The sequence below is a fragment of the Methylobacterium sp. genome (genome assembly GCF_028290105.1).
In the GTDB taxonomy this organism is placed as follows: Bacteria; Pseudomonadota; Alphaproteobacteria; order Rhizobiales; family Beijerinckiaceae; genus Methylobacterium.
Window position 1 is genome coordinate 1 of sequence record NZ_JAQGKL010000131.1, and the last position, 25044, is coordinate 25044.

At 68.1% G+C, this 25044-nt stretch carries 22 protein-coding genes and 2 tRNA genes; 8 read left to right on the forward strand and 16 right to left on the reverse strand.

Annotated elements, in window-relative coordinates:
• From JWQ05_RS09305 to JWQ05_RS09325, 5 genes are all read left to right on the forward strand, one after another.
• A partial coding sequence (locus tag JWQ05_RS09305; RefSeq protein WP_299657808.1) for a formate dehydrogenase subunit alpha occupies positions 1-584 on the forward strand: 584 nt, incomplete at its 5' end.
• 16 nt (positions 585-600) lie between these two features.
• Positions 601-1197 carry a formate dehydrogenase FDH3 subunit beta gene (gene fdh3B / locus JWQ05_RS09310; protein WP_056092144.1) on the forward strand — a complete coding sequence of 199 codons (597 nt, stop codon included), beginning with the start codon at positions 601-603 and terminating at the stop codon, positions 1195-1197.
• 74 nt (positions 1198-1271) lie between these two features.
• A complete protein-coding gene (locus JWQ05_RS09315; protein WP_299657818.1) occupies positions 1272-2312 on the forward strand; it encodes a formate dehydrogenase subunit gamma in 1041 nt (346 codons plus the stop codon).
• 39 nt (positions 2313-2351) lie between these two features.
• Positions 2352-2591, forward strand: coding sequence for a hypothetical protein (locus tag JWQ05_RS09320; RefSeq protein ID WP_299657820.1), 240 nt, complete (start codon positions 2352-2354; stop codon positions 2589-2591).
• Positions 2592-2661: 70 nt separating this feature from the next.
• Entirely contained in the window at positions 2662-3258 is a 597-nt protein-coding gene (locus JWQ05_RS09325; RefSeq protein ID WP_299657822.1) for a hypothetical protein, read from the forward strand.
• Between the two features lie 36 nt (positions 3259-3294).
• On the opposite strand, the gene JWQ05_RS09330 is transcribed toward JWQ05_RS09325, so the two are convergent.
• From JWQ05_RS09330 to JWQ05_RS09405, 16 genes are all read right to left on the reverse strand, one after another.
• A complete protein-coding gene (locus JWQ05_RS09330) occupies positions 3295-4179 on the reverse strand; it encodes a 2-hydroxy-3-oxopropionate reductase (RefSeq protein WP_299657824.1) in 885 nt (294 codons plus the stop codon).
• Between the two features lie 23 nt (positions 4180-4202).
• The gene (locus tag JWQ05_RS09335) at positions 4203-4967 is read right to left on the reverse strand and encodes an HpcH/HpaI aldolase/citrate lyase family protein (protein ID WP_299657826.1); all 765 of its coding nucleotides are present in this window, start codon (positions 4965-4967) and stop codon (positions 4203-4205) included.
• A 24-nt stretch (positions 4968-4991) separates the two neighbouring features.
• Complete coding sequence (gudD, locus tag JWQ05_RS09340; RefSeq protein WP_299657828.1) at positions 4992-6353, reverse strand: glucarate dehydratase; 1362 nt, start codon at positions 6351-6353, stop codon at positions 4992-4994.
• Positions 6354-6486: 133 nt separating this feature from the next.
• Positions 6487-7371 carry a LysR substrate-binding domain-containing protein gene (locus JWQ05_RS09345; protein WP_299657829.1) on the reverse strand — a complete coding sequence of 295 codons (885 nt, stop codon included), beginning with the start codon at positions 7369-7371 and terminating at the stop codon, positions 6487-6489.
• A gap of 70 nt (positions 7372-7441) precedes the next feature.
• A complete protein-coding gene (locus JWQ05_RS09350) occupies positions 7442-8764 on the reverse strand; it encodes an MFS transporter (protein ID WP_299657831.1) in 1323 nt (440 codons plus the stop codon).
• Between the two features lie 277 nt (positions 8765-9041).
• A tRNA-Gly gene (locus JWQ05_RS09355) sits at positions 9042-9115 on the reverse strand.
• Between the two features lie 67 nt (positions 9116-9182).
• Positions 9183-9266: transfer RNA gene (locus JWQ05_RS09360), tRNA-Tyr, on the reverse strand.
• A gap of 68 nt (positions 9267-9334) precedes the next feature.
• Positions 9335-11155: a single-stranded-DNA-specific exonuclease RecJ gene (gene recJ / locus JWQ05_RS09365; protein WP_299657833.1), complete on the reverse strand. Its 1821-nt coding sequence runs from the start codon at positions 11153-11155 to the stop codon at positions 9335-9337.
• A 102-nt stretch (positions 11156-11257) separates the two neighbouring features.
• Positions 11258-12658, reverse strand: coding sequence for an NAD(P)(+) transhydrogenase (Re/Si-specific) subunit beta (locus JWQ05_RS09370; protein ID WP_299657835.1), 1401 nt, complete (start codon positions 12656-12658; stop codon positions 11258-11260).
• Between the two features lie 3 nt (positions 12659-12661).
• The gene (locus JWQ05_RS09375; RefSeq protein ID WP_299657837.1) at positions 12662-13111 is read right to left on the reverse strand and encodes a proton-translocating transhydrogenase family protein; all 450 of its coding nucleotides are present in this window, start codon (positions 13109-13111) and stop codon (positions 12662-12664) included.
• A gap of 17 nt (positions 13112-13128) precedes the next feature.
• On the reverse strand, positions 13129-14268 hold the full coding sequence (locus tag JWQ05_RS09380; RefSeq protein ID WP_299657839.1) for a Re/Si-specific NAD(P)(+) transhydrogenase subunit alpha: 1140 nt from the start codon (positions 14266-14268) through the stop codon (positions 13129-13131).
• 64 nt (positions 14269-14332) lie between these two features.
• A complete protein-coding gene (locus JWQ05_RS09385) occupies positions 14333-14626 on the reverse strand; it encodes an aa3-type cytochrome c oxidase subunit IV (protein WP_299657841.1) in 294 nt (97 codons plus the stop codon).
• A 124-nt stretch (positions 14627-14750) separates the two neighbouring features.
• Positions 14751-16115 (reverse strand): AarF/ABC1/UbiB kinase family protein, encoded by a 1365-nt coding sequence (locus JWQ05_RS09390; RefSeq protein ID WP_299657843.1) that lies wholly within the window; start codon positions 16113-16115, stop codon positions 14751-14753.
• 94 nt (positions 16116-16209) lie between these two features.
• Positions 16210-16605, reverse strand: a complete 396-nt coding sequence (locus JWQ05_RS09395; protein ID WP_299657851.1) for a type II toxin-antitoxin system death-on-curing family toxin — start codon at positions 16603-16605, stop codon at positions 16210-16212.
• Entirely contained in the window at positions 16605-16829 is a 225-nt protein-coding gene (locus tag JWQ05_RS09400) for an AbrB family transcriptional regulator (RefSeq protein WP_299657852.1), read from the reverse strand. The genes JWQ05_RS09395 and JWQ05_RS09400 overlap by 1 nt, the downstream gene beginning before the upstream one ends.
• A 57-nt stretch (positions 16830-16886) precedes the next feature.
• A complete protein-coding gene (locus JWQ05_RS09405; RefSeq protein ID WP_299657845.1) occupies positions 16887-18761 on the reverse strand; it encodes a M3 family oligoendopeptidase in 1875 nt (624 codons plus the stop codon).
• A 296-nt stretch (positions 18762-19057) separates the two neighbouring features.
• Between JWQ05_RS09405 and JWQ05_RS09410 the strand changes: the two genes are divergently transcribed.
• The 3 genes from JWQ05_RS09410 (at position 19058) to JWQ05_RS09420 (ending at position 24396) form a co-directional block, all read left to right on the forward strand.
• Positions 19058-20548, forward strand: coding sequence for a sigma-54 dependent transcriptional regulator (locus JWQ05_RS09410; RefSeq protein WP_299657847.1), 1491 nt, complete (start codon positions 19058-19060; stop codon positions 20546-20548).
• A 106-nt stretch (positions 20549-20654) separates the two neighbouring features.
• Positions 20655-22634: a L,D-transpeptidase family protein gene (locus JWQ05_RS09415; protein ID WP_299657849.1), complete on the forward strand. Its 1980-nt coding sequence runs from the start codon at positions 20655-20657 to the stop codon at positions 22632-22634.
• Positions 22635-22989: 355 nt separating this feature from the next.
• Entirely contained in the window at positions 22990-24396 is a 1407-nt protein-coding gene (locus JWQ05_RS09420; RefSeq protein WP_299657854.1) for a DUF882 domain-containing protein, read from the forward strand.
• The last annotated feature ends 648 nt before the right edge of the window (positions 24397-25044 follow it).

Consider the following 25044-nt stretch of genomic DNA (forward strand, 5'->3'; position numbering starts at 1 on the left):
CCTGGAACCTGCCCGATCCCGTGCCGGTGCACCGCGAGCCGGTCTACTCGCCGCGCCCCGACCTCGTGGCGAAGTATCCGACCCGGCCGGACGAGCGCCAGTTCCGCATGCCCAACATCGGCTTCTCGGTTCAGAAGGCGGCGGTCGAGCGCAACGTGGCGCGCGACTTCCCCATCATCCTCACGTCTGGCCGCCTCGTGGAATACGAGGGCGGCGGCGAGGAGACCCGCTCGAACCCCTGGCTCGCCGAATTGCAGCAGGACATGTTCGTCGAGATCAACACCGGGGACGCCACCGAGCGCGGCATCAAGGACGGGTCCTGGGTCTGGGTCACGGGCGCCGAGAACAGCTCCAAGGCCAAGGTCAAGGCGCTCGTCACCGACCGCGTCGGCAAGGGCGTCGCCTTCATGCCCTTCCACTTCTCCGGCTGGTACGACGGCAAGGACATGCGCGACTTCTATCCGAAGGGGACCGACCCGGTCGTGCTCGGCGAGAGCGTCAACTCGGTCACCACCTACGGCTTCGATCCTGTGACGGGCATGCAGGAAACGAAGTGTACCCTGTGCCAGATCAAGGCCGCGTGAGAGGAGCGCATCCACTATGGCCCGTATGAAGTTCCTCTGTGACGCCGACCGTTGCATCGAGTGCAACGCCTGCGTCACCGCGTGCAAGAACGAGCACGAGGTGCCCTGGGGCATCAACCGCCGTCGCGTCGTGACGCTCAACGACGGCAAGCCCGGCGAGCGCTCGGTCTCGATGGCGTGCATGCACTGCACCGACGCGCCCTGCGCCGCCGTGTGCCCAGTGAACTGCTTCTACACCACGGCCGACGCCGTGGTGCTGCACTCCAAGGACATCTGCATCGGCTGCGGCTATTGCTTCTACGCCTGCCCGTTCGGCGCGCCCCAGTACCCGCGCGTCGGCAATTTCGGCTCGCGCGGAAAGATGGACAAGTGCACCTACTGCTCCGGCGGCCCGGAGCCAGACCTGTCGGTGGCGGAGTACGAGAAGTACGGCTCGAACCGCTTGGCGGAGGGCAAGCTGCCGCTCTGCGCCGAGATGTGCTCGACCAAGGCGCTGCTCGCGGGCGACGGCGAGATGATCGCCGAGATCTACAAGCAGCGCGTGGTCAAGCGCGGATACGGCTCCGGCGCCTGGGGTTGGAAGACGGCCTATCGCGAGACCGTGGCGATCTGATCGCCACGCGACCGGCTCTGGGACCGTCGGTCATCCGACGGTCCCGTGACGACACGACATCGAAAGGAACGCCGATGCGGCGGGCAGTCACGCTTTTCAGCACCCTCGTCCTCGCGACGACGCTCCTGGCCCTGCCGGGCGCGTTCGAACCCGCGCAGGCGCAGAATCCGCAGCAGCAGGACGGGCTGAACCCGATGGGCACGAAGCCCACGGCGGACTCGGTCAACGAGGAATTCCTGTTCAAGCAGAATTCCAAGATCACCGGACGCATCAGCATTCCGGATGGCAAGGCCGCGAACCTGATCCAACCGCAGGGCCGCGAGTACCAGTCCTTCCGCGAGCGCTACCTGCCCTGGATCGGCGCGGCGTTCATCCTGGGCATGCTGGCCGCCCTCGGCGCGTTCTTCCTCTGGCGCGGGCGCATCCTCACCGACGACACCCAGGATTCGGGCAAGAAGATCCTGCGCTTCAACGCGTTCGAGCGCTTCACGCACTGGATGACGGCCGTGTGCTTCATCATCCTGTCGCTCTCGGGCCTGAACTACATCTTCGGCAAGCGCCTGCTGATGCCCTTGATCGGTCCCGAGGCCTTCGGCGCCCTGGCCCAGTGGGCCAAGTACAGCCACGTCTATCTCGCCTGGCCGTTCATGTTCGGCGTCGCCATGATGTTCGTCGTGTGGATCAAGGACAACATCCCCAACCGGCTCGACTGGGCCTGGATCAAGGCTGGCGGCGGCTTCATCGGGAAGAAGCATCCCCACGCGGCCCGCTTCAATGCCGGCCAGAAGGGCGTGTTCTGGATGGTCGCCGGCTTCGGCGCCGCCATGAGCGTCACCGGCATCATGATGCTGTTCCCGTTCGCGCTCCTCGACATCAACGGCATGCAGGTCATGCAGGTGATCCACTCGCTGATCGGAATCACCTTCATCGCCGGCATCCTGGCGCACATCTACATCGGCACCCTCGGCATGAAGGGCGCCTATGACGCCATGGGCAGCGGGAAGGTCGATCTGGCCTGGGCCCGTGCCCACCACGACCTCTGGGTCGAGCAGGAGCAGGCCAAGACCGCGAGCGGCCCGCAACTCGGCCGTCGCCACCCGGCCGCCGCCGAGTAACGCTTTGGGCCGCACCATGCGGCGACGAGGAATCCGACCATGAAAGCCTTCATCGTCGCCGTGATCGCAGCCATCGCGCTCGGCGTCCTGGCCATGTACGCCCTGACCAGCAACCAGAAGTTCGCCTACCAGGCCTTCGCCACCACCGGCGCCAGGGTCTCGGAGCCCGGCACCAACCTGGTTGGCGAGAAGTGGACCGGCAACCCGAGCACCAACGACACCGGTGAATCGGCCCACGGCAAGGCGACCGGCGAGCCGTCGAACCCCAAGCGTTCCTGAACCGCGTTCGCAGGTCCAGATGCTGGGCCGACGCCACCTCGCAACGAGCCTGGATCCCAGGGGACCGAGCATGATCCACCGCCTGCCCTTCGTCGCGCTGCTTCTGTCCACCTCTCTGATCGCGCCGGGCGCCTTCGCGCAGGACGCGACGCCTGCGCCGGTGCCCGCGCCCGGTCCCGCGAACCTGTGCCAGGAACTCTTGGCGTTCGTGAAGAAACCCGAGGAGAAGAAGCAGGAGGCCGCGACACCCGCGTCGCAATCGACGGCGGTCTCCAACGCGTCCGGCAAGAGCGATGGGCAGCCCTCCTCCTCCGGCGGCGCGCCGCAGCAGACATCGGGTTTGAGCGGCCCGACCAAGACTGACGCGAAGGCGCCGACGGGCGAGGCGGCCCCACCGGCCGCCAAGGTCCCCGCCGGCGACGGCAAGTCCGCCCTGGCCCAGGCGAATGCCGCCGCGAAGTCCCCGTCCGCACCCGGTGCCCCGGCGCCGAGCCCGAAGCCGGACGAGGCTCTGATCGCGAAGATCGAGACCGCCGCCGCCTCCAACGATCAGGCGACGTGCCGGGCTTCGGCCCGCGCCATGCGGGTCGCTGGCGTGGTCATGCCCCCGCCCCTGCTGGCATTGGCGGCGCTGAACCCGAAGTTCTTTGCCAGCGCGCAGCCCTGAGCGTGCGATGAGCGGGGACGGTCGTTCCTGAGGTCGTCAGCCTTCCGCGATCGCGTGGTTGCCCATGATCTCGAGGGCCTGCACCAGGGCCGAGTGATCCTTGTCGCCAGCCCCGTTGGCCGCGCAGGCCGAGAAGAGCTGCTGCGCAAGCGCGGTCCCCGGCAGGGCGAGGCCGAGGGATTTTGCGCCTTCCAGCGCGAGATTGAGATCCTTCTGATGCAGGGCGATGCGGAAGCCCGGATCGAAGGTCCGCTTGATCATGCGCTCCCCGTGCAGTTCGAGGATGCGCGACGTGGCGAGGCCCCCGGTGATGGCCTGGCGGACCTTGGCCGGATCGGCGCCGGCTTTCGACGCGAAGAGCAGGCCTTCGGCCACCGCCTCGATGGTCAACGCCACGATGATCTGGTTGGCGACCTTGGCGACCTGACCGGCACCGGTCTCGCCGACATGGGTCACGGTCTTGCCCATCAGGTCGAAGAGCGGCTTCACGCGGGCGAAGATGTCCGCCTTGCCACCGACCATGATCGAGAGTGCCGCGTTCTTGGCGCCGACCTCACCGCCGGAGACCGGCGCGTCGAGATAATCGACACCGCGCTCCGCGAGGCGAGCGGCGAAGTCGCGGGTGGCGATGGGCGAGATCGAACTCATGTCGACCACGACCGAGCCGCGCTTCGCGCCCTCGGCGACGCCGTCGGGCGCGAACAGCACGGTCTCGACGTCGGGGGTGTCGGGCAGCATCAGGATGATGACGTCCGAGCGCGCGGCCACGTCGGCGGCGGTGGCGCAGGGCGTCCCTCCGGCCGCGACGAGGTTTTCGGGCGCCTGCCGACGGGTCTTGAGGGCGAGGCTGTGGCCGCCCGCGATGAGGTGCCCGGCCATGGGCGCACCCATGATGCCGAGGCCGATGAATCCCACGTTCATGTCTGTCTCCGGAATGTCGAGCGTCAGCGGAAGCGCGCGGCGAGCGCTTCGGAGGTGCGGGCGAGGAGGCCCATGTCGGAGCCGACCGCCGTGAAGCGGGTGCCGGCCGCGATGTAGCGGTGGGCCAGGTCCTCGTTGGCGGTGAGGATGCCCGCGTGCTTTCCCGTGGCGCGGATGCGGGCCACCGTCGCTTCCACCACATTTACCACGTCGGCGTGGTTCTGCTGGCCGATGTAGCCGAGGCTGGTCGAGAGATCGCCGGGTCCGATGAAGACGCCGTCGACGCCCTCGACGCCCGCGATCTCCTCGAGGTTGTCGAGCGCCCGGCGCGACTCGATCTGCACCGCCACGAAGATCTCGGCCTCGCAGCGGGCGTGGTAGTCCGGGATGCGTCCGAAGCGGGCGGCGCGGGGCGCCTGCGAGAAGCCGCGCACGCCGCGCGGCGCGTATCGGGTCGCGGCGACCGCCCGGCGGGCCTGGTCGGCGTCGTCGATGTTGGGGATCATCAGCGACTGCACGCCGGTGTCGAGGATGCGCTTGATGGTGATCGGCTCATCGCTCGGCACCCGCACCATGGCGTGGGCCGGGCTCTCCATCATCGACTGCACCTGCGCGTAGACATCCCGCAGATCGTTGGCGGAATGCTCCATGTCGAGGAGGAGCCAGTCGAAGCCGGAGCCCGCCACGACCTCCGTGGAGATCGGGCTGGCGAGGCTGCACCAAAGGCCGATCTGCTGCTGGCCGGCATGGAGGGCCGCCTTGAAGCGGTTGGTGAGAATATCGGTCATCGTCGCGTCTCCGGGCGTGTGGGTTCAGCGCACGAGGCAGGGGCGCTTGTTGTCGAAGGTCCAGTTCGGGATCAGGAACTGCATGGCGGAGGCGTCGTCGCGGGCACCGAGGCCGTGGCTCAGATAGAGAGCGTGCGCCGCCTCGACCTCGGCCCAGTCGAGTTCGATGCCGAGGCCGGCGCGCTCGGGCACCCGCACGAGGCCGCCCTTGATCTGCAGGGGCTCCTTCGTCAGGCGCTGCCCATCCTGCCAGATCCAGTGAGTATCGATGGCGGTAACGCGGCCCGGAGCCGCGGCGGCCACATGCGTGAACATCGCCAGTGACACGTCGAAATGGTTGTTCGAGTGCGAGCCCCAGGTCAGGCCGTGGTCGCGGCAGAGTTGGGCCACGCGGACCGAGCCGGCCAAGGTCCAGAAATGCGGGTCGGCCAGGGGAATATCGACGGAGCCGAGCTGGATCGCATGGTTCATCTGGCGCCAGTCCGTGGCGATCATGTTGGTGGCGGTCGGCAGGCCGGTGGCGCGCCGGAACTCCGCCATGATCTCGCGGCCGGAGAAGCCCTCCTCGGCCCCGCACGGATCCTCCGCATAGGCCAGGACGTCGCCCCGGCCCTTGCAGAGGGCGATCGCTTCCTTCAGCGACCAGGCGCCGTTGGGGTCGAGGGTGACGCGCGCCTTCGGGAAACGCTCGTGGATCGCCGTCACCGCCGCGATTTCGTCCTCGCCGGAAAGGACGCCGCCCTTCAGCTTGAAGTCGTTGAAGCCGTAGGTCTCGTAGGCCGCCTCGGCGAGGCGCGCGATCGCGTCCGGGGTCAGGGCCTCCTCGTCCCGCAGGCGGAACCAGCCGTCGCCGGCGTCGGGCGCGCGGTAGGGTAGATCGGTGCGGCGGCGGTCACCCACATAGAACAGGTAGCCGAGCATCTCGACGGCGTCGCGCTGCTGGCCCTCGCCGAGGAGAGCCGCCACCGGCACGTCGAGGAATTGGCCGAGCAGATCGAGGAATGCGGATTCGATTCCCGTGACCGCATGGATGGTGACGCGCAGGTCGAAGGTCTGCAGGCCCCGGCCACCGGCATCGCGGTCGGCGAAGCGGACGCGCATGGCGTTGAGCACCGCCTGCCAGTCGCCGATGGGGCGGCCGATGACCAAGTCGCCCGCGTCCTCCAGGGTGGCGCGGATGCGCTCGCCGCCCGGCACTTCGCCGAGGCCGGTGGCGCCGGTGGAATCCGTCAGGATGACGAGGTTGCGGGTGAAGAAGGGACCGTGCGCGCCGCTCAGGTTCAGCAGCATGCTGTCGCGCCCCGCCACCGGCACGACCTTCATGGCGGAGACGACGGGGGTGCGCGAGGCACCGCGCCTCTCGGAGGATGTGACATCGAAGGGCATGGGCGTTCTCCCGAACCGAGTGCCGCGGCCTCTGCGCGCCGTCTGACAGTCCTGTTCTAGAAAGCCCGCCGATGCCGGTCCAAGCCAAAGGCTGGATCGATCGATGCGCCCTCGGCATCGATCCGCCTGGGTTTCAAGGCAGTTCGTGCAACAAGCGCCGGAGATGCGTCAGGAGCGGCACGTCGCAGCCGCGCCGCCAGGCGAGGTGAAGCTCAGCCGGACGCGGCTGCGCGAGGTCGAGGGGGCGGAACGCGACGCCCTCGAAGCGCAAGCGTTCGGCCGCCGCCGGGACCAGGGCGATGCCGATGCCGGCGCGCACCAATCCGAGGATCGAATGGATCTGCGTGAGTTGCTGCACGATGCGCGGCTGCACGCTGGCGCCCGAGAACAATCCGATCAGCAGATTGTGGAAGTAGCTCGCCTCGTGCGGGGCGTAGCCAATGAAGGCCTCGTCCGCGAGATCGTCGAGGGTCAGGCCGGTTCGGAAAACAAGGGGATGATCCTCGGGCAACGCCGCGACGAGCGGTTCGGCGAGCGCCCGTTCGGCATCGAGTTCCGGATGGTTGACGGGGGGACGGATCAGCCCCGCATCGATCTGGCCCGACAAGATCGCCTCGACCTGATCCTTCGTGACCATCTCGCGCAAGGAGAGGGTGACGTCCGGCATGGCGCCGCGACAGGCGATGACGAGTCGGGGCAGGAAGTCGTAGGCCGACGCCGCCGTGAACCCGAGCTTGAGCACGCCGGCCCGGCCGGCCGCGACCTGGCGGGTGACGTGGGTCGCGGTCTCGGCGAGGCGCAGGATGCGCACGGCTTCCGGCAGGAAGCTACGGCCGGCGGCGGTCAGTCGGACCGAGCGGCTGGTCCGGTCGAGGAGTTGCACGTCGAGGACCCGTTCCAGCACCTGGATCTGCCGGGAGAGCGGCGGCTGGGTCATGTTCAGCCGGGCGGCGGCGCGCCCGAAATGCAGTTCCTCCGCGACGGCGGCAAAGCAGCGGAGTTGGCCGAAATCGAGCATCGTGCCTCGCGAGCGGGCGGCCGTGGACGAAGGGTCCACGGTCGATCAGTCTTCAGGCGGGGCCTCGGGTTCAGTGTAGTTCCACCCGCCGAATCTCACCCACGATGACGAGATAGCAGAACACCGCGACGAGCGCGTTCAGCCCCACGAAGACGAGCGCGCCGTTGAACGAGCCGGTCTGCTGGACGATGTAGCCGATCACGATCGGGGTCGTGATGCCTGCGGTGTTGCCGAACGTGTTGAACAGGCCGCCATTGAGGCCGCCGGTCGAACGCGGCGAGGTGTCGGAGACCACCGCCCAGCCGAGCGCCCCGATGCCCTTGCCGAAGAAGGCGAGCGCCATCAGCCCGACCACGAGGGCGTCGGCCTGGACGTAGTTGCAGCCGATGATGCTCATCGAGAGCAGCATGCCGCCCACGATCGGGATTTTTCGCGATGCGGTGAGGGAGTAGCCACTCTTCAGGAGCCGGTCCGAGATCCAGCCGCCGAGGATGCCGCCGATGAAGCCGCAGAGCGCCGGCAGCACGGCCGCAAAGCCCGCCTGGAGGATCGAGAGGCCGCGCTCCTTGACGAGATAGACCGGGAACCAGGTCAGGAAGAAGTAGGTCAGCGTCGTGATGCAGTATTGGCCGATATAGATGCCGAGGAGCATGCGGTTCGACAGCAACTGCCGGATCGTGCGTCCGGCGGCGGCCGGCGCATCGGTCCCGCGCCCGTCCATGTCGAGGAGCGCGCCACCCTCCTCGATGTAGGTGCGCTCCGCCGCATTGATGCCGGGATGCTCCCTCGGCCCGTGGATCACCTGCGTCCAGACCAGCGCGAAGACGATGCCGAGGGCGCCCATCAGGGTGAAGACGTGATGCCAGCCGTAATGGTGCACCACCCAGCCCATGAGCGGGGTAAACAGCACCGTGGCGAAGTACTGGGAGGAATTGAAGAAAGCGGAGGCGGTACCACGCTCGGAGGTCGGGAACCACGCGGCCGTGATGCGGGCGTTGGCGGGGAACACCGGTGCCTCGGCGAGCCCCACGAGCAGGCGCAGGCTGAACAGCACAGCGACCGCGGTGAACCCGGTGAAGAAACCCACCGCCCCCTGCATCAGGGTGAAGGCCGACCACAGGAAGATCGCGCCCGCATAGACCCACTTCGCGCCGTAGCGGTCGAGCAGCCAACCACCGGGCAATTGCGCCAGGACGTAGGACCAGGCGAAGGCCGAGAAGACGTAGCCCATGGAGACGGCATCGAGGCCGAGATCCTTGGCGAGCGACGGACCGGCGATCGAGAGCGTCGCCCGGTCGGCGTAATTGATGGTGGTGGCGAGGAACAGCATCGTGACGATGAGGAGCCGAACACGGCTCCGCTTCGCCGCGGTCATGACCAGACCGGCGCCCATGGCGTCTCTCCCTGAGAGCGGATCGCCCGGCCGTTGCCGTGGCGAACATCGACCGTTCTCTCGTCCCTTCGGACTCGGCGGCCATTTGTGGGGAGAAGCCTAGGGCCGGGCCCGAAGCGCCGTCCAACTCAAAGGCTGGATGGATCGATGCCAGATCGGTATCGATCGACGGCAATCATCGCTTTGCTGGCCGAATTTCTCGACGAACCCATGCACGTCAATCCGGCGGCAGCGCCGACCTACACGCAAAGGGCGATCATCAGGAAGGGAGCGAAAGTGGAGCGGGTACCGGGAATCGAACCCGGGTATTCAGCTTGGAAGGCTGCTGCTCTACCATTGAGCTACACCCGCATCGACGACCGAACACCTTGGTCTTCGAAGTGAGACAGGAGCATCTTCCTCGCCGCCTCTGGAGATTTGGTGGGGGAAGTAGGACTCGAACCTACGAAGCTTACGCAGCGGATTTACAGTCCGCCCCCTTTGCCGCTCGGGACATTCCCCCAAACCGGCCGCCTCTCGGCGGCGCGCCGTCCTTATGATGACGGCCCGGGCACGAGTCAACCGTGGGGCTCAATCGAAATGCGCCAGATCGCAGATGCGGAGCTGAGCCCGCTCCGCACCGCGCCAGGTGTCGACCGCGAGGGTCCCGGCGACGTGCACCTCGCGCCCGATCCCGGACAGGATCGCCTGCCCGAGCGGACCTTGCGCCGAGCGGAACGCGATGGCGCCGATCGCCTGGCCGTCGCGGCTGCGAAGGCGCGCCCGCACGTGCCCGTGGCCGACGATGGCGGCATCCACGATGCGATGGCGAGGCAGGACGAAGGTCGGTTCGGGCGCCGCCGACCCGAAAGGTCCGGCGCGGTGGATCATCCGGACCATTTCGGCGGTGACCCCACCGGCATTCACCGTGCCATCTACCAAAAGCGCCTCCACGGCGCGCGCCTGGGCCACCGTTTGCGAGAGCGTGGTGCAAAGGTGATCGCGAAAGGCCGTCACGTCGAAGCCCGGCAGGGTCACGCCGGCCGCCATGGCATGGCCGCCGCCCTTGAGGGCGAGGCCGGCCTCGACGGCCTCCCGCACGGCATGGCCGAGATCGGCGCCCGCAATCGAGCGGCCCGAGCCGGTGGCCGTGCCGTCCGGGCGGAGCGCGAAGGCGAAGGCCGGACGTCCGAAGCGCTCCTTCAGGCGCGCCGCGATGAGGCCGACCACGCCGGGATGCCACTCGGCGGAGGCCGCGACAAGGACGGGGCGATCCGGATCGAGCGTGAGGGCGTGACCCATCTCGGCCTCGGCGGCGGCCACCGCCAGGGCTTCGATCGCCTGACGCTCGCGGTTGAGGTGGTCCAGTTCGGCGGCGATGCGCGCGGCTTCCGCGCCATCGTCGGTGGTGAGAAGCCGTGCGCCGAGACCCGCATCCCCGATGCGTCCGCCGGCATTGATGCGCGGACCCAGCAGATAGCCGAGATGCCAGGCTTCCGGCGGCTCGCTCAGGGAGGCCGCGTCGAGGAGAGCGGCGAGCCCGATCCGACCGCGCGCACGCATCACCTTGAGGCCCTGGACCACGAAGGCGCGATTGAGCCCCGTCAGCGGGACCACGTCGGCGACGGTGGCGAGCGCCACGAGGTCGAGCGCCTGGGTCAGGTCGGGCAGCCGGTCCGCCGCCATACCGTCCCGGCGCAGGCGCCGGTTGAGCGCCACGAGGGTGAGGAAGACCACGCCCGCCGCGCAGAGATGGCCGAGGCCCGAGAGATCGTCGAGGCGATTGGGGTTCACCAGCGCACGGGCCGGCGGCAGGTGCTCGGGCGCTCCATGATGATCGAGAACGACGACGTCGAGACCCAGCGATGCGGCCGCCTCGAGCGGCGCGTGTCCGCTGGTGCCGCAATCGACCGTGACGAGGAGCGTCGCGCCCGCCTCTTGAAGAGCCGTGACCGCCGCGATGTTGGGGCCGTAGCCTTCCATGATCCGGTCGGGGATGTGGATATGGACGTCGAGGCCGAGGCCGCGCAGGTAGGCGGCAAGCATGGCGGCGCTCGCGGCGCCGTCGACGTCGTAATCGCCGAAGATCGCGACCTGTTCGTTGTCCGCCACCGCGCGGGCGAGGCGCTCGGTGGCCGCGCCCATGTCGACGAGGCAATCGGGGTCCGGCATCAGGTCGCGCAGGCGCGGGTTCAGGTGCGCCTCCGACTCGGCCGGACGGATGCCGCGCCCGGCCAGCACGCGGGCGAGCAACTCCGGCAGCGCGTGTGCCTGGACCATCGTGGCCGCATAGGCCTGGAGGGCCGGGTCGGCGCAGCGGTCGCGCCAGGGCCGCCCGAGGATCGAACGGGACACATCGAGGAACGCGCGCGGCGCGTCGAGGGCATGAGCGGCTGACACGGGCGCGACCATAGCCCGATGCGGGGCGTCAGGCTGCATCCCAAACGACAAAGGGGCCGGCGATTGCGCGCCAGCCCCTCTGCCCCGGACCTGCGGGCTTGAACCCGCCTCGGTTCAGAGGTTCTTGACGATGCTGTCGACGACCTTCTTGGCGTCGCCGAAGAGCATCATGGTGTTGTCGCGGAAGAACACCTCGTTCTCGACGCCCGCGTAGCCGGAGCCCATGCCGCGCTTGATGAAGAGCACGGTCTTGGCCTTCTCCACGTCCAGGATCGGCATGCCGTAGATGGGCGAGGCCTTGTCGGTCTTGGCGGCGGGGTTCGTGACGTCGTTGGCGCCGATCACGAAGGCCACGTCGGCCTGCGGGAAATCGCCGTTGATGTCCTCGAGTTCGTGCACCTCGTCGTAGGGCACGTTCGCTTCCGCGAGCAGCACGTTCATGTGGCCCGGCATACGGCCGGCGACGGGGTGGATCGCGTACTTCACGTCCACGCCCTCTTTCTTCAGCACATCGACCATCTCGCGAAGGCTGTGCTGGGCCTGCGCCACCGCCATGCCGTAGCCCGGCACGATGATGACGCGCTCGGCGTTCTTCAGGATGTAGGCCGCGTCGTCCGCCGAGCCCTGCTTGACCGGGCGAGTCTCGACGGCGCCCCCCGCGCCGGCCGCTGCGGAATCACCGCCGAAGCCGCCGAGGATGACGGAGATGAACGAGCGGTTCATCGCCTTGCACATGATGTAGGACAGGATCGCGCCCGAGGAGCCGACGAGGGCACCCGTGATGATGAGCGCGAGGTTGCCCAGGGTGAAGCCGATGCCGGCCGCCGCCCAGCCCGAGTAGGAGTTCAGCATCGAGACGACGACGGGCATGTCGGCGCCGCCGATCGGGATGATGAGCAATCCGCCGAGCGCGAAGGACAGGATCACGACCAGCCAGAAGACGGCCTTGCTCTCGTTGCCGATGAAGATCGCGATCAGCACCACCAGGGCGATGCCCAGGGCGATGTTGATGGCGTGGCGCTGGGGCAGCATGATCGGCTTGCCCGACATGCGGCCGTCGAGCTTCAGGAACGCGATGACCGAGCCCGTGAAGGTGATGGCGCCGATGGCGCCGCCGAGCGCCATCTCGAACAGCGACTCCTTGTGGATGTGGCCGTTCTCGAGAATGCCGACCGCCTGCGGTGCGTAGAGCGTCGCCGCCGCACCCATCACCGCCGCGAGGCCGACGAGGGAGTGGAAGGCTGCGACGAGCTGCGGCATCGCCGTCATGGGCACGCGCTTGGCGATGACCGCACCCGCGCCACCGCCAATGGCGAGGCCGAGGATCACGATACCCCAGGCGCCGGCACCGGCCGGCGGATGGCCGACCAGGGTGGTGAGCATGGCGAGCCCCATGCCGATCATGCCGTACAGGTTGCCCTGCCGCGACGTGGTCGGGTGGGAGAGCCCCCGAAGCGCCATGATGAACAGGACGCCGGAGACGATGTAGAGAAGGGATGAGACGTTCTGGGACATGTCTCAGGCCTTCTTCTTGTACATGCCGAGCATGCGCTGGGTGACGAGGAACCCGCCGAAGATGTTCACGCTGGCGAGGATGATGCCGACGAAGCCGAAGAAGCGAGCCCAGCCGGTGCCGTGCTCGACGTAAGGGACGCCGGCGGCGAGCAGTGCGCCGACGATGATCACCGAGGAGATCGCATTCGTGACGGACATCAGGGGGGTGTGGAGGGCCGGGGTGACCGACCAGACCACGTAGTAGCCGACGAAGATCGCCAGCACGAAGATCGCGAGCTGGAAGACGGTCGGGTCGACGGCACCGTGGGTCACGGCGCTGAGGCCCTGACCGATGCCCTCGGCATATTTCTGCGCCTGGAGCGCGTGCTGCTGCGCGATGTCGGCAGCGGTTCGGGCCGCGGCGGCGGCGGCGCGCGCCTGCTCGGCGGCCTGATCGGGGGGAAGCGTAGCCATCGTATCCTCCGACGGGATCAGGATTTGGGCTGGAACGAGGGATGCGAGACCTGACCGTCGCGGGTCAGGTTGGTCGCCTTGACGAGCTCATCGTCCCACTTGACCGCCAGGGTCTTGGCCTCCTTGTCGATCAGCGTCTCGACGAAGGCGTAGAGGTTGCGGGCGTAGAGGCTGGAGGCGGTGGCCGCGAGCCGGCCGGGCACGTTGAGGTGGCCAACGATCTTCACGCCCTTCTCGGTGACGACGATCTCGCCGGGCTTGGCGCCCTCGACGTTGCCGCCGCGCTCGACCGCGAGATCGATCAGGACCGAACCCGGCTTCATCGACGCGACCATGGCCTCGGAAACCAGCTGCGGTGCCGGGCGACCCGGGATCAGCGCCGTCGTGATGACGATGTCCTGCTTGGCGATGTGCGTGGTGACGAGGTCGGCCTGCTTCTTCTTGTATTCGGCGGACATCTCCTTGGCGTATCCGCCCGACGTCTCGGCCTGCTTGAATTCCTCGTCCTCGACGGCGACGAACTTGGCGCCGAGGGACTCGACCTGCTCCTTGGTGGCGGGACGCACGTCGGTGGCCGTGACGACCGCGCCCATCCGGCGGGCGGTGGCGATCGCCTGGAGGCCGGCGACGCCGACGCCCATGACGAAGACACGGGCGGCCGGGACGGTACCGGCGGCGGTCATCATCATCGGCATGGCGCGACCGTACTCCGACGCGCCGTCGACCACGGCGCGGTAGCCGGCGAGGTTCGCCTGCGAGGACAGCACGTCCATGACCTGGGCGCGGGTGATGCGGGGCATCAACTCCATGGCGAAGGCATCGAGGCCGGCTTCCGCCATGGCGCCGAGTTCGGCCTCGTGGCCGTACGGATCCATGATGGCGATTACGGTCGCGCCGCGCTTGAGCAGACCGATCTCGTCGGACGTGGGACGACGGACCTTCAGGACGAGGTCCGCGGCGCCGGCCGCGTCCGCCGCCGATCCGGCGATGGAGGCACCGGCCGCCTCGTACTCCGCGTCCGGGACGCCGGCCTTGAGGCCAGCGCCAGACTGGACAGTCACCTCGGCTCCGAGAGCGATGAACTTCTTGACCGTTTCTGGCACCGCCGCGACCCGCGGCTCCGCGGGATCGGTTTCCGATAATACAGCAATGCGCATGCAGGAGTGCTCCTTAAAGGACGGCCCGAAGGCGACCCGCAAATTCAGTCAAGAAGGGAGGAGTTCAGGCGAAGGCGAGGTAAAGAGCAAGAAGGATGCCGACCGCCAGGGGGGCTTTCCAGCCGATCGCGGGCGCAAGGGCGCCGACCGCACCGGCGATCCCGGACAGGATCACACCGAAAATCGCCGTCAGCCACGCCTCGCGGATGCCGCCGACGGCCAGCGCGAGAACCCAGCACAGCACCACGCCGGTGCCGATTTCAACGAACCGAACGAAGCCGCGATAGGTCTGCTCGTGGGTCTTCTCATCCATCGCCGGGCTGTAATGCACGCCGGACACGGTCTTGGTATCGGCCATCTTGTGGGCGTCCCCTTGGGCATCGTCTTGATTTGTTCCAAGGGGATTTAGCGCATGCCAAGGTCGCTCGCAATCGACATGCGCGCCTCCTAATCGCCACGAACGGGTTTTTGTGGCGACCCGTTCAGGCCGGCAGCGCGAGCCCGGCGGTCGTGAGCGCCTCGCCCTGGCGGGCTTCGAGTTCGGCGAGCGAGAACCGGTCGATCTCGGCCTCGAACAATTGATGGTAGTTCAGCTCGGAACGCAGGTGCAGGAACACGGCGCCGAGGCCGACCGCCGCGCGATCCATGAAAACGAATTCCTGCGGGATCGTCACGGGGCCACGCGCCTTCAGAGCCTGGTGCACCTCGAAGGCTTGGCGCCGTCCGTACTCGCCCGGCTTCACGCCATCCGCGACGGTGCGGGTCCGGTCCTCGAGGATCGGGCCGTAGATGAAGCGCGCCCAGATGTTGAGGATCTCCACCAGTTCCTTGTTCAGGTTCTTGAAGCCCCAGGTCTCGTAGGCATGGACGATGCGGGCGTTGTCGTTGGTGAGGAGCCCCCGGTACAGGTCGACCACGCCGCCGACGAAGCGCGGGTGGAAGATGCGCACGCAGCCGTAATCCAAGAGGTTGATGCCCTGCGCCTCGCCGCCCTCGGAGAACACCGTGTAGTTACCGAGATGCGGATCGCCGTGGATGACGGCCGCCCGGCTGAACGGGTGCCACCAGGCCTTGAACATCGATTGCGCCAGCCGATTCCGGATCTCGATCGGGCCATCGGCAAAATTGAGGATGCGCTCGCCCTCGAGCCAGCCGAGCGTCAGCAGGCGCTTCGTCGAGAGATCCTTGTGGATGGCCGGGACCCTGACGACATCGATGTCGCGCAGGACATTCGCGTAGAGCACCGCGTGCTTGGCTTCGCGCTCGTAGTCGAGTTCCTCGCGCACCCGCGCGCCGATTTCCTTCGCGATCTCGCGGGTGTCGAGCCAGGACGACATCCGGCGGTGCAGGGCGAAGGCGACCTCCAACTGCTTCAGGTCTGCCTCCACGGCCGATTGCATGTCCGGATACTGGAGCTTGCAGGCGAGCTTGGTGCCGTCGAGGGCGGTGGCTCGGTGGACTTGGCCGAGAGAAGCGGCGGCCGCCGGCTTCAGGTCGAAGGCGGAGAAACGGGCCTGCCAGCCGGCGCCGAGTTCGGCCATCATCCGGCGCTTCACGAAGGCGGCGCCCATGGGGGGGGCGTCGGCCTGCAGCTTCTGCAACTCGGTTGCGTATTCGGGCGGCAACAGGTCCGGCACGGTGGCGAGCAGCTGCGCCACCTTCATGATCGGACCCTTGAGGCCGCCGAGCGCCTGCGCCAGGGCCGCCGCGTTGGTGGGGGCCTCCTTGCCGCCGAACAGCCGGGCCCCGGCCATGCGCGCCGCCACCCCGCCGACATTGGCGCCGACGCGGGCGTAGCGGCTGGCGCGGGCGGAAAAGCGGTTGGCTTCGCGATCGGTGTCGGCCATCGGGTGCATCAACTCGGGAGAGGAAGACCTTTCCGAGATAAGCGCGCCGCCTGTGCTTGCCAGGGCAGCGGGCTCATGGGTCGCGGATCGCTGCTCAGGGGCTCGGCCAATTGTCACGAATCCAGCGCGCCATGCCGGCTTCGTCAATCTCGCCCGCGGCGAGGCCACGGATCATCACGACGGCCTCCGCCTCCTCGACCAGAAAGTCGATCCCATTCAGGCCGAGGAATGTAATCAGTGAGAGAAAAGCAGCCCGCTTGTTGCCGTCGATGAAAGGGTGGTTCTTGGCGATGCCGAACGCGTCTGCCGCCGCTAGTTCCGCCAAGTCGATTGAGCCATAGGCTGCTCTGTTCATCGGACGGCTGAGTGCCGAGTCAAGCATCCCCTCGTCGCGAAGGCCCGGTGGACCTCCGAACAATCTCAGCTGTCTTGCGTGGATCGCCTGAACGAGGTCGCTGGTCAGCCAGACGATATCTCTGGTGGGCTCGATCACTTAGCAAGTTCGGTGAGAGCGTTGCGATAGGTCTTCATCGCACGTTCCGCGATCTCCATCCCCTTCTCGAAGGTCGGATCAAGGGGAGAAAGCCGTACAGAGCCGTCGGCGTTCTCTGTGACGGACAACCAGTCCCCCTGAGAAAGGTTGAGCTTACCCAACAACTCTTTCGGCAGGATCAACCCGGTCGAATTGCCGATCTTCTTGACTTCGAGCTTCATCATGCGCCGCCTTCCGTTAGACGAAACGTACAACGGAAGGCGGCGCAGACCAAGGCCTCAGGCCTCCATCGCTTCCAGCTCTGCGATCATACCCTCGATCATCGACAAGCCGATCTGCCAGAAGCCCGGGTCGCGGGCGTCGAGGCCGAAGGGAGCGAGGAGTTCGCCGTAGGGCTTGGCGCCGCCGGCCGAAAGCAGGGCGAAGTAGCGCTCGACGAAGCCGTCCTCGGCCTTCGCATAGACGCCGTAGAGTGAGTTCACGAGGCAATCGCCGAAGGCATAGGCGTAGACGTAGAACGGCGAGTGGATGAAGTGCGGAATGTAGGCCCAGAACGGCTCGTACCCGGAGTCGAGCTTGATCGCCGGGCCGAGGCTCTCGGCCTGAACCGACATCCAGAGGCCGTTGATCTGCTCGGCGGTCAACTCGCCCTGGGCGCGGGCGAGGTGAACCTTGCGCTCGAAGGAGTAGAACGCGATCTGGCGCACCACCGTGTTGATCATGTCCTCGACCTTGGCGGCCAGCATGGCGCGGCGCTGGGACACGCTCGTCGTCGCCGCAAGAAGCCGCCGGAAGGTCAGCATCTCACCGAACACGCTCGCGGTCTCGGCGAGGGTCAGCGGCGTCGGCGCCATCAGGGCGCCGTTCGGGCCCGCGAGCACCTGATGCACCCCGTGGCCGAGTTCGTGCGCCAGGGTCATCACGTCGCGCGGCTTACCCTGGTAGTTCACGAGCACGTAGGGGTGGGCCGAGGGCACGGTCGGGTGCGCGAAGGCGCCGGGCGCCTTGCCCGGGCGGGTCGGCGCATCGATCCAGTTGCGGTCGAAGAAGGTTCGGGCGATGTCGGCCATGCGAGGCGAGAAGGCACCGTAGGCATCGAGCACGGTGTCGCGGGCTTCCGTCCAGGGGATCGTGCGCTGGTCCACCTTCGGCAGGGGCGCATTGCGGTCCCAATAGGGCAGCGCCTCGACACCGAACCACTTCGCCTTGAGGCGGTAGTACCGGTGCGACAGGCGCGGATAAGCGTCTTGGACCGCCCCGACGAGGGCCGCGACGACCTCGGGCTCGACACGGTTCGAGAGATGACGGGCATCCGCCACATCGGAAAACCCGCGCCAGCGATCCGAGATCTCCTTGTCCTTGGCGAGCGTGTTGGTGATCAGCGTGAAGGTACGCAGGTTCGCGCGGAAGACGTCGCCGAGCGCGCTCGCCGCGTCCTTGCGCACGGTGCCGTCGGGGTCCTGAAGCTTGTTGAGCGTCGGCTCCAGGGTCAGTTGCTCGCCCTGAACCGAAAAGCGCAGCGATGCGATGGTGCCGTCGAACAGGCGGTTCCAGGCCGAGCGCCCGGTCACCGACTTTTCGAGGAACAGCTTCTCGGTGCGGTCGTCGAGCTGGAACGGCTTCTCCCGGCGCAGATCCTCGATCCAGGGCGCGTAATGGGCGAGCGGGCCCTCCGCCATGGCCCGGTCCAGGGTCTCGTCGGGGATCCGGTTCAGTTCGAGGGCGAAGAACAGGAGATGGCTTGAGGCCGTGGTGAGGCGCTCCTGCGTATCGCCGTAGAACTTTTCGCGGTGCTCGTCGGTGGTGTCACCGGAATAGACGAGGCCGGCGAACGACATCAGACGCCCGAGCAGGTCTTCGATTCCCTCATAAGCCGCCACCGCTTCGGCGAGTCTGGCCGAAGCCTCACGGCTCTCGGCGAGTTCCTGGAGGCGACCGGCATAGCGCTGCGAGAACCGGACGCACTCAGCCTCGGCCCGGGCGAGGTCGGCGGTGAAGTCGGGGGAGTCGATGCCCGCGTAGAGGTCCGTCAGGTCCCATTCCGGCAGGGCGCCGAGCTCGGCCGCATGCGCGGCCGCCCTGGCCGCGCTGGACCCTTCCGCATTCGCGACGATGCCCGGGAGGCTGGCATGGGCGACGGCTCGGCTCGGCATGATGGTTCGCTTCCCTGGGGGCACGACGGGTGCCGTGCGCGCTGATATCGAGCGCTTGCGCGGTGCGATCAATCCGGAAGAGGCAGAATCGTCCGGAGCGGGACGGTTTGTCCGGGGGCATCGGTACGGCAGTGGACCCCGAACACACGCCCAAAGCGAAAAGTGCCATCGTCGTTAAGCGAGGCTTTACGCATCTGGGCCACCGTGCGGTTCGAAACGAAACAAGCGGGTGGCGAAGGTCGCCGAGCGACCCCGCGTCGCCGGTCCTGTCCGCCCGCGAACATCGAGGCTGCCCCATGTCGACAACGGTCCTCATCGTCGACGACGATCCCGTGCAGCGCCGCCTCGCCGAAGCGATGGTGCGGCGCCTCGGCTTCGAGACGCGGGTGGCCGAGAACGGCGAGACGGGCCTGGGCCTGCTGCGCTCCGGCGAGTCGATCGACGTGGTTCTCCTCGACCTCGTCATGCCCGGCGGCCTCGACGGCCTCGGCGTCATGGCGGAGATGCGCAAGACCGGCCTCGACGTTCCGGTCATCGTCCAGACCTCGAACGGCTCCATCGATGCGGTGGTCACCGCGATGCGGGCGGGTGCGGTGGATTTCGTGGTCAAGCCCGCCGGTGCCGAGCGGCTGCAGGTCTCGATCAAGAACGCGCTCAAGGTCGATCAACTCGAAGAGGAAGTCCGCCGCATGCGTCGGCGCGCCTCCGGCGCCCTCAGCTTCAAGGACCTCACATCGCGCAGCTCCGACATGGACCGGGTGATCCGCCTCGCGGAGCGTTCGGCGAAATCGAATATCCCGGTGCTGATCGAGGGCGAATCCGGCGTCGGCAAGGAAGTCCTGGCCCGGGCGATCCAGGGGTCCGGCGAGCGGCGGGGCAAGGCGTTCGTCACGGTCAATTGCGGCGCCATCCCCGACAACCTCGTCGAATCCACGCTCTTCGGCCACGAGAAGGGCGCCTTCACCGGCGCCACCGAGCGCCATGTCGGCAAATTCGTCGAGGCCTCCGGCGGCACCCTGTTCCTCGACGAGATCGGCGAGCTTCCCCTCGACGCGCAGGTGAAGCTCCTGCGCGCCCTCCAGGAGGGCGAAGTCGATCCGGTGGGCGCCAAGCGCAGCGTGCGCGTCGACATCCGCCTGATCTCGGCGACGAATCGCTCGCTCCTCGACCTGGTCAAGCAGGGCCGCTTCCGCGAGGACCTGTATTATCGCCTCAACGTGTTCCCCATGACCCTGCCGCCCCTCCGGGCGCGCCGCGAGGACATTCCGGACCTCGTCCGCTCGTTCTGCGCGCGCTTTTCCGCCGAGGAGGGCAAGAAGGTTCGCGCCATCACCCCGGAGGCCATGGCCCTGCTGACCCGCTACGGCTGGCCCGGCAACGTGCGCCAACTGGAGAACGCGCTGTTCCGCGCGGTGGTGCTCGCCGACGGGGACGAGCTCACGGTCTCGGAGTTCCCGCAGATCGCCGCCCAGGTCGAGGGGTTCGACGTGCGCATCCCGGCCGCCCCCATGCAGCCGATGGTGCAGTCCGGCGCCCCGGAGCCCGTGCGCGAGATCGTGCGGGTGGAAGTGCGCGATCCGCACGCCATGAGCCTCGTCGCCGAGGAGACCGGCGAGATGAAGACCATGGAAGGCCTCGAGGCCGAGATCATCCGCTTCGCGCTGCAATTCTATCGCGGGCGCATGTCGGAAGTGTCCCGCCGCCTCGGAATCGGCCGATCCACCCTCTATCGCAAGCTCAAGGATCTCGGTCTCGACGGCGAAGAGAAGTCCGACGAGGCCGCCTGAGAATTTCCCGCTCGGGTGCGGCGCGCGTGCGATTGCACACGCTCGCGCGCGGGCCGATTATCCTACCGCCATTGGCCGACCCGGTCGGTCCCGAGGAGTTGCACCCATGGGCGTTTCGCGCTCCGCCGCCGTCGCGCTGTCCGCCCTGCTCGCGGCCACCGCGGCCCAGGCCCAGACGCCCGATCCCGCACCGACGCCGCCGGTGGTGCGCAACGCCGCCGTCGATCCGGGTGCCGCGGCGCCCGCCGTCGATTCGACGGCACCGGTGACCGCCAGCCAGAAGCCCGCGACCGCGCCGGACGCCTCCACCAGTCCGGGGTCGCCGGCGCCCGCGCCCGTCGCGGAAGCCCCGGCTCAGCCACCGCCGAGCGATCCGCAATCCGCCGCCGTCGCCGCGCGACTGTCCGACCCGGCGCCGATCCTTCCGCGCCTCTCGACCAAGGAGCGGGAGGCGATCCAGGCTTTCTATGCCCTCGGCGCGTTCAAGCCGGTCTGGATCGTCGACGGTGCCTTCACGCCCGCCGCGAAGGCGGCCGCGGCGCGTCTGGCTGCGGCCGGCGAGGACGGCCTCACCGCCTCGGCCTATCCGGTCCCGGTGCTGGGCACGCAAGGATCCACCGAGGCGCAGATCTCCGAGGCCGAGCTGAAACTGTCGGCGGCGGTGGTGCTCTACGCCCGGGACGCGCGGGGCGGGCGCATCAACCTCTCCAGCATCTCTCGGCTGATCACCCCGAGTCTCGACATTCCACAGCCCGACGCGGTCCTCGGACGCATCGCCTCGGCCGGAGCCTCGGCCGGCGCCCTGCTGCAGGGATACAACCCCAATCAGGCCGGGTACATCGCCCTGAAGACGCGTCTCGCCTCACTGCGCGGCCGCAACCACGTGCCGGCCGCCCCGAGCGTGCAGCTTGCGCCGGGTCCGGTGCTGAAGCTCGGGATGAGCGATCCGCGCGTCCCGGCGCTGCGCACCCGGTTCGGCCTCGAATCCCGCACCGCCGGAACCCTCGACGCCGGCCCGGGCAATCCGGAGACCTACGATGCGCGCGTCGCCGGAGCCGTCTCGAACTTCCAGCGGGGGCGCGGTCTGCCCGCCACCGGCACGCTGACGGCGCAGACCGTCGCGGCCCTCGCCCGGCCGGACGCGGCCGTTCGCGCCGACGACGGCGAGGCCGCCCTCATCGTGAACATGGAACGCTGGCGCTGGCTGCCCTCCGACCTCGGCCGCGACTACGTCATGGTCAACATCCCTGAGTTCCGCCTCCGGGTGGTGCGGGACGGCCGGCCGCGTGATGAGGCGCGGGTCATCGTGGGCAAGACCGACACGCCGACGCCGATCTTCTCGGGGATGATGGAATACGCCGTCGTCAATCCGTCCTGGAACGTGCCGCCCTCGATCCTGAAGAACGAGTTCCTGCCGGGGCTCGCGCGGGACCCGAACTACGCCGCGCGGCGCGGCTACGAGGTGGTCTACCGCAACGGCAACGTGTCGGTGCGCCAGCCCCCGGGCGAGCGCAACGCCCTCGGCTTCATCAAGTTCATGTTTCCGAACAACCACGCGGTCTACCTGCACGATACCCCGAACCGCAGCCTGTTCTCGTCGTCTCAGCGGGCGCTCAGCCACGGCTGCGTGCGCGTGGACGATCCCTTCCGCTTTGCCGACGCGGTGCTCCCCGATGCCTGGTCGAGCGAGCGCCTGAAGAAGCTCATCGGCAAAGGCGAGCGTCAGATCCGCCTGCCCGAGAAGCTGCCGGTGCACCTCGCCTACTTCACCACCGAGGTGGACGAGAACGGCAGTCTCCGCACGCTGCCCGACCTCTACGGTTACGACGCCCGGATGAAGATCGCGCTCGGCCTCAGCCCGGGCAGCTTGCTGGTGGCCAAGGCACCCGCCGCGAAGGCCGCGACGTCGGTGAGGCCCACGGCCGGGCCGAAGCCGGTGGCCGAGATGCGGCGCAAGCCCGTGGTGGATGCGCAATCCGACAACACAAGCCGGTCGCGGCCGTCGGCGGCGCGGCCACCGGCGGATTTCGGCGAGCCGGACCTCTGGACGCCGCGCCCGGGCCAGACCTCCAGTGGCTGGTGGTAGTCATCGTCGCGTCACGGCGGGATGACGGTTGTCTCTGCAGCGATGCGGCAGGTCCGCATCACGATTCGACGCCGCTCGGCGATCCTGCGACGCTTCGTCCAAATCGCAGTTTGCCATCGCGTGTGACGGCACACGCACGGCACGATTTCGCCACGGTTGAGACTTAGCCGTTAACGCGTCGAACGGCGATGCGCCGAGGACCCGTTAAACCGGGCGTTTACGGTTTTCGGCAACCTTGCGTTCACCACGTCCCGCGCTTCGTCGCGGTCTGGCAGAGGGTAGGACCACGGTGCTCAAGCGTCTGCGAGACGGGCTTCTGCCGCCCGAGCGTTCGAAGCGGTTCCGCCACTTGGCCGTGATCGCCACAGGCATCGGGCTGAGCGTCATCGGCGGCACCCGGGGCACGCAGGATGCGGTGGCCAATGGCGACACCCGCACCCTGTCGATCTACCACAGCCACACCAAGGAAAGCCTCACCGTCACCTTCAAGCGCGACGGGCGCTACGACCGGGCGGCGCTGGAGCAGCTCAACTGGCTCCTGCGCGACTGGCGCGTCGACGAGCCGATCAAGATGGACCCGCGTCTGTTCGATACGGTCTGGGAAGCGTACCGCTCGGTGGGCTCGCAGGAACCGATCACCGTCGTCTCGGCCTATCGCTCCCCCGGCACCAACGCGATGCTGCGGCGGCGCTCGCGCATGGTGGCCGAATTCAGCCAGCACATGCTCGGTAAGGCGATGGATTTCTACCTGCCCGACGTGTCGATCGATCAGATCCGCGCCGTGGGGATGCGGATGCAGCGGGGCGGCGTGGGCTGGTACCCGCGCGCGGGTTCGCCCTTCGTCCATCTCGATGTCGGGTCGGTCCGCTCCTGGCCGCGCATGAGCCACGACCAGCTCGCCCGGCTCTTCCCGGACGGCAAGACCGTTCACCTGCCCGCCGACAACCGCCCCCTCCCCGGCTACGAGATCGCGCGCGCCGAGATCCTGTCGCGTGGCGGCACGGTCCTCGGCGTCACGGAAGTGGCGCAGATGGAGGAGGACGAGGGCCCCAGCATCAAGGGCTTCTTCGCAAGCCTGTTCGGCGGCGGCACCCGCGCGGCGGAGCCGCCGGTCCAGGTCGCCGCCAAGGCACCGGCCCGGTCGCGTGCCAAGGCGGCGCCCGTCCTCCTGGCGAGCGCCGACACGGAGGAACCGGTGGTCGCCCGTTCGGCCCTCGCCTACGCCGCACCGGCCGCCGACGAGACGCTCAAGACCGCGTTGCTGCATCGCGACGGGCGTGATGCCCAAAGCCTTCTGACCGCCGAGCCACCGGCGCCGGCACCCGAGCCCACCGCGACCATCAGCCTTCCGCTTCCGCCCCGGCGCCCGGCCGAGTTCGCTGCCGTCACCGCGGCCCTGACGATGCCGCTTCCTCCGCCGCGTCCGGCCGTTCAGGTGGCGGGCCTCGGCAACTCCGGAATGGCGAACCTCGCGAGCCCGTCGCCGGTGTCGCGCACCGCGCCGCTGGTGCCTGCGAACGCCGATGCGCGGACGCAGCTGCGGGCCCTGTTCGCGGCCGCCGCTTCGGATGCCGCGCCCGCGAACCGCGCGGCGCCGATCCGGATCGCCAACGCCAAGGCGAAGCTCGACGGCGGCCCCGCCGCCATCGTGACGCCGACCGCCGGTATCGCGACGCGCTTCTCCGCCCGAAGCCCCGGCGACGATCTCGCCGCCTCCCGGTTCACGGGCTCGGTGACCCGGCCGGTGCCCGGCGCTCGCTGAGGCGCGGACGTGGCGGCGCCCCGTCCCGACACATCGGCGGCGGTGCCTGCGCAGAACATTTTCCGATGAAACGCGAGGCGAATGCCCTGGCGTCGAGAGCGGTTGGATTCGCTCTCTCCGTTCCCGTCGCGCTCTGACCTGAGAATTCCGCAACCGGCTGTCGCCTGGGACGGCGCGCTTCGCGCCCGATCGCGTGACGCGGTGTGCCCTCGGAAATTGAGGATTTCGGCGACACGTCGCGCATCGACGCGTGCGACAGCCTCAGACCCCTGCCTCGGTCGCGACGATCACAGTCAGAACAAGTTTCTGCCGGAAGGCTGATTTACCGTCCAAATCGGCGCACTGAATGCTGCGTAGTCGCACGCCTATCCTGCATTATTGACATGTGGGCATACGACGATCACGAGACGGACCAAGCTGATCTTGCCTGATCGGAGTTCGGACTTGCAACGAGCGGTTATGATCGACGCCAGAAGATTTCTCTCGGCACGATTTTTTGATTTGCGTTTTGATGATCTTCGATAGTGACGACAGCGCCGTGCAAAATCTGTCTGCATTCGAGGCGCATAGGGGCAGTACGGCATTTGTTCTGTTGGCAAGATACGGTGCGTCACCCGAATGGAGGACGACGCGGACGGCTCATGTGTT

What these genes read in the sequence shown, in the direction of transcription:
- JWQ05_RS09315 (WP_299657818.1), top strand. Translation starts at nt 1,272, where the DNA reads ATGCGGCGGGCAGTCACGCTTTTCAGCACCCTCGTCCTCGCGACGACG.
- JWQ05_RS09370 (WP_299657835.1), bottom strand. Translation starts at nt 12,658, where the DNA reads ATGTCCCAGAACGTCTCATCCCTTCTCTACATCGTCTCCGGCGTCCTG.
- JWQ05_RS09325 (WP_299657822.1), top strand. Translation starts at nt 2,662, where the DNA reads ATGATCCACCGCCTGCCCTTCGTCGCGCTGCTTCTGTCCACCTCTCTG.
- JWQ05_RS09415 (WP_299657849.1), top strand. Translation starts at nt 20,655, where the DNA reads ATGGGCGTTTCGCGCTCCGCCGCCGTCGCGCTGTCCGCCCTGCTCGCG.
- recJ (WP_299657833.1), bottom strand. Translation starts at nt 11,155, where the DNA reads ATGGTCGCGCCCGTGTCAGCCGCTCATGCCCTCGACGCGCCGCGCGCG.
- fdh3B (WP_056092144.1), top strand. Translation starts at nt 601, where the DNA reads ATGGCCCGTATGAAGTTCCTCTGTGACGCCGACCGTTGCATCGAGTGC.
- JWQ05_RS09375 (WP_299657837.1), bottom strand. Translation starts at nt 13,111, where the DNA reads ATGGCTACGCTTCCCCCCGATCAGGCCGCCGAGCAGGCGCGCGCCGCC.
- JWQ05_RS09320 (WP_299657820.1), top strand. Translation starts at nt 2,352, where the DNA reads ATGAAAGCCTTCATCGTCGCCGTGATCGCAGCCATCGCGCTCGGCGTC.
- JWQ05_RS09400 (WP_299657852.1), bottom strand. Translation starts at nt 16,829, where the DNA reads ATGAAGCTCGAAGTCAAGAAGATCGGCAATTCGACCGGGTTGATCCTG.
- JWQ05_RS09405 (WP_299657845.1), bottom strand. Translation starts at nt 18,761, where the DNA reads ATGCCGAGCCGAGCCGTCGCCCATGCCAGCCTCCCGGGCATCGTCGCG.
- JWQ05_RS09390 (WP_299657843.1), bottom strand. Translation starts at nt 16,115, where the DNA reads ATGGCCGACACCGATCGCGAAGCCAACCGCTTTTCCGCCCGCGCCAGC.
- JWQ05_RS09335 (WP_299657826.1), bottom strand. Translation starts at nt 4,967, where the DNA reads ATGACCGATATTCTCACCAACCGCTTCAAGGCGGCCCTCCATGCCGGC.
- JWQ05_RS09410 (WP_299657847.1), top strand. Translation starts at nt 19,058, where the DNA reads ATGTCGACAACGGTCCTCATCGTCGACGACGATCCCGTGCAGCGCCGC.
- JWQ05_RS09345 (WP_299657829.1), bottom strand. Translation starts at nt 7,371, where the DNA reads ATGCTCGATTTCGGCCAACTCCGCTGCTTTGCCGCCGTCGCGGAGGAA.
- JWQ05_RS09350 (WP_299657831.1), bottom strand. Translation starts at nt 8,764, where the DNA reads ATGGGCGCCGGTCTGGTCATGACCGCGGCGAAGCGGAGCCGTGTTCGG.
- JWQ05_RS09385 (WP_299657841.1), bottom strand. Translation starts at nt 14,626, where the DNA reads ATGGCCGATACCAAGACCGTGTCCGGCGTGCATTACAGCCCGGCGATG.
- JWQ05_RS09330 (WP_299657824.1), bottom strand. Translation starts at nt 4,179, where the DNA reads ATGAACGTGGGATTCATCGGCCTCGGCATCATGGGTGCGCCCATGGCC.
- JWQ05_RS09380 (WP_299657839.1), bottom strand. Translation starts at nt 14,268, where the DNA reads ATGCGCATTGCTGTATTATCGGAAACCGATCCCGCGGAGCCGCGGGTC.
- gudD (WP_299657828.1), bottom strand. Translation starts at nt 6,353, where the DNA reads ATGCCCTTCGATGTCACATCCTCCGAGAGGCGCGGTGCCTCGCGCACC.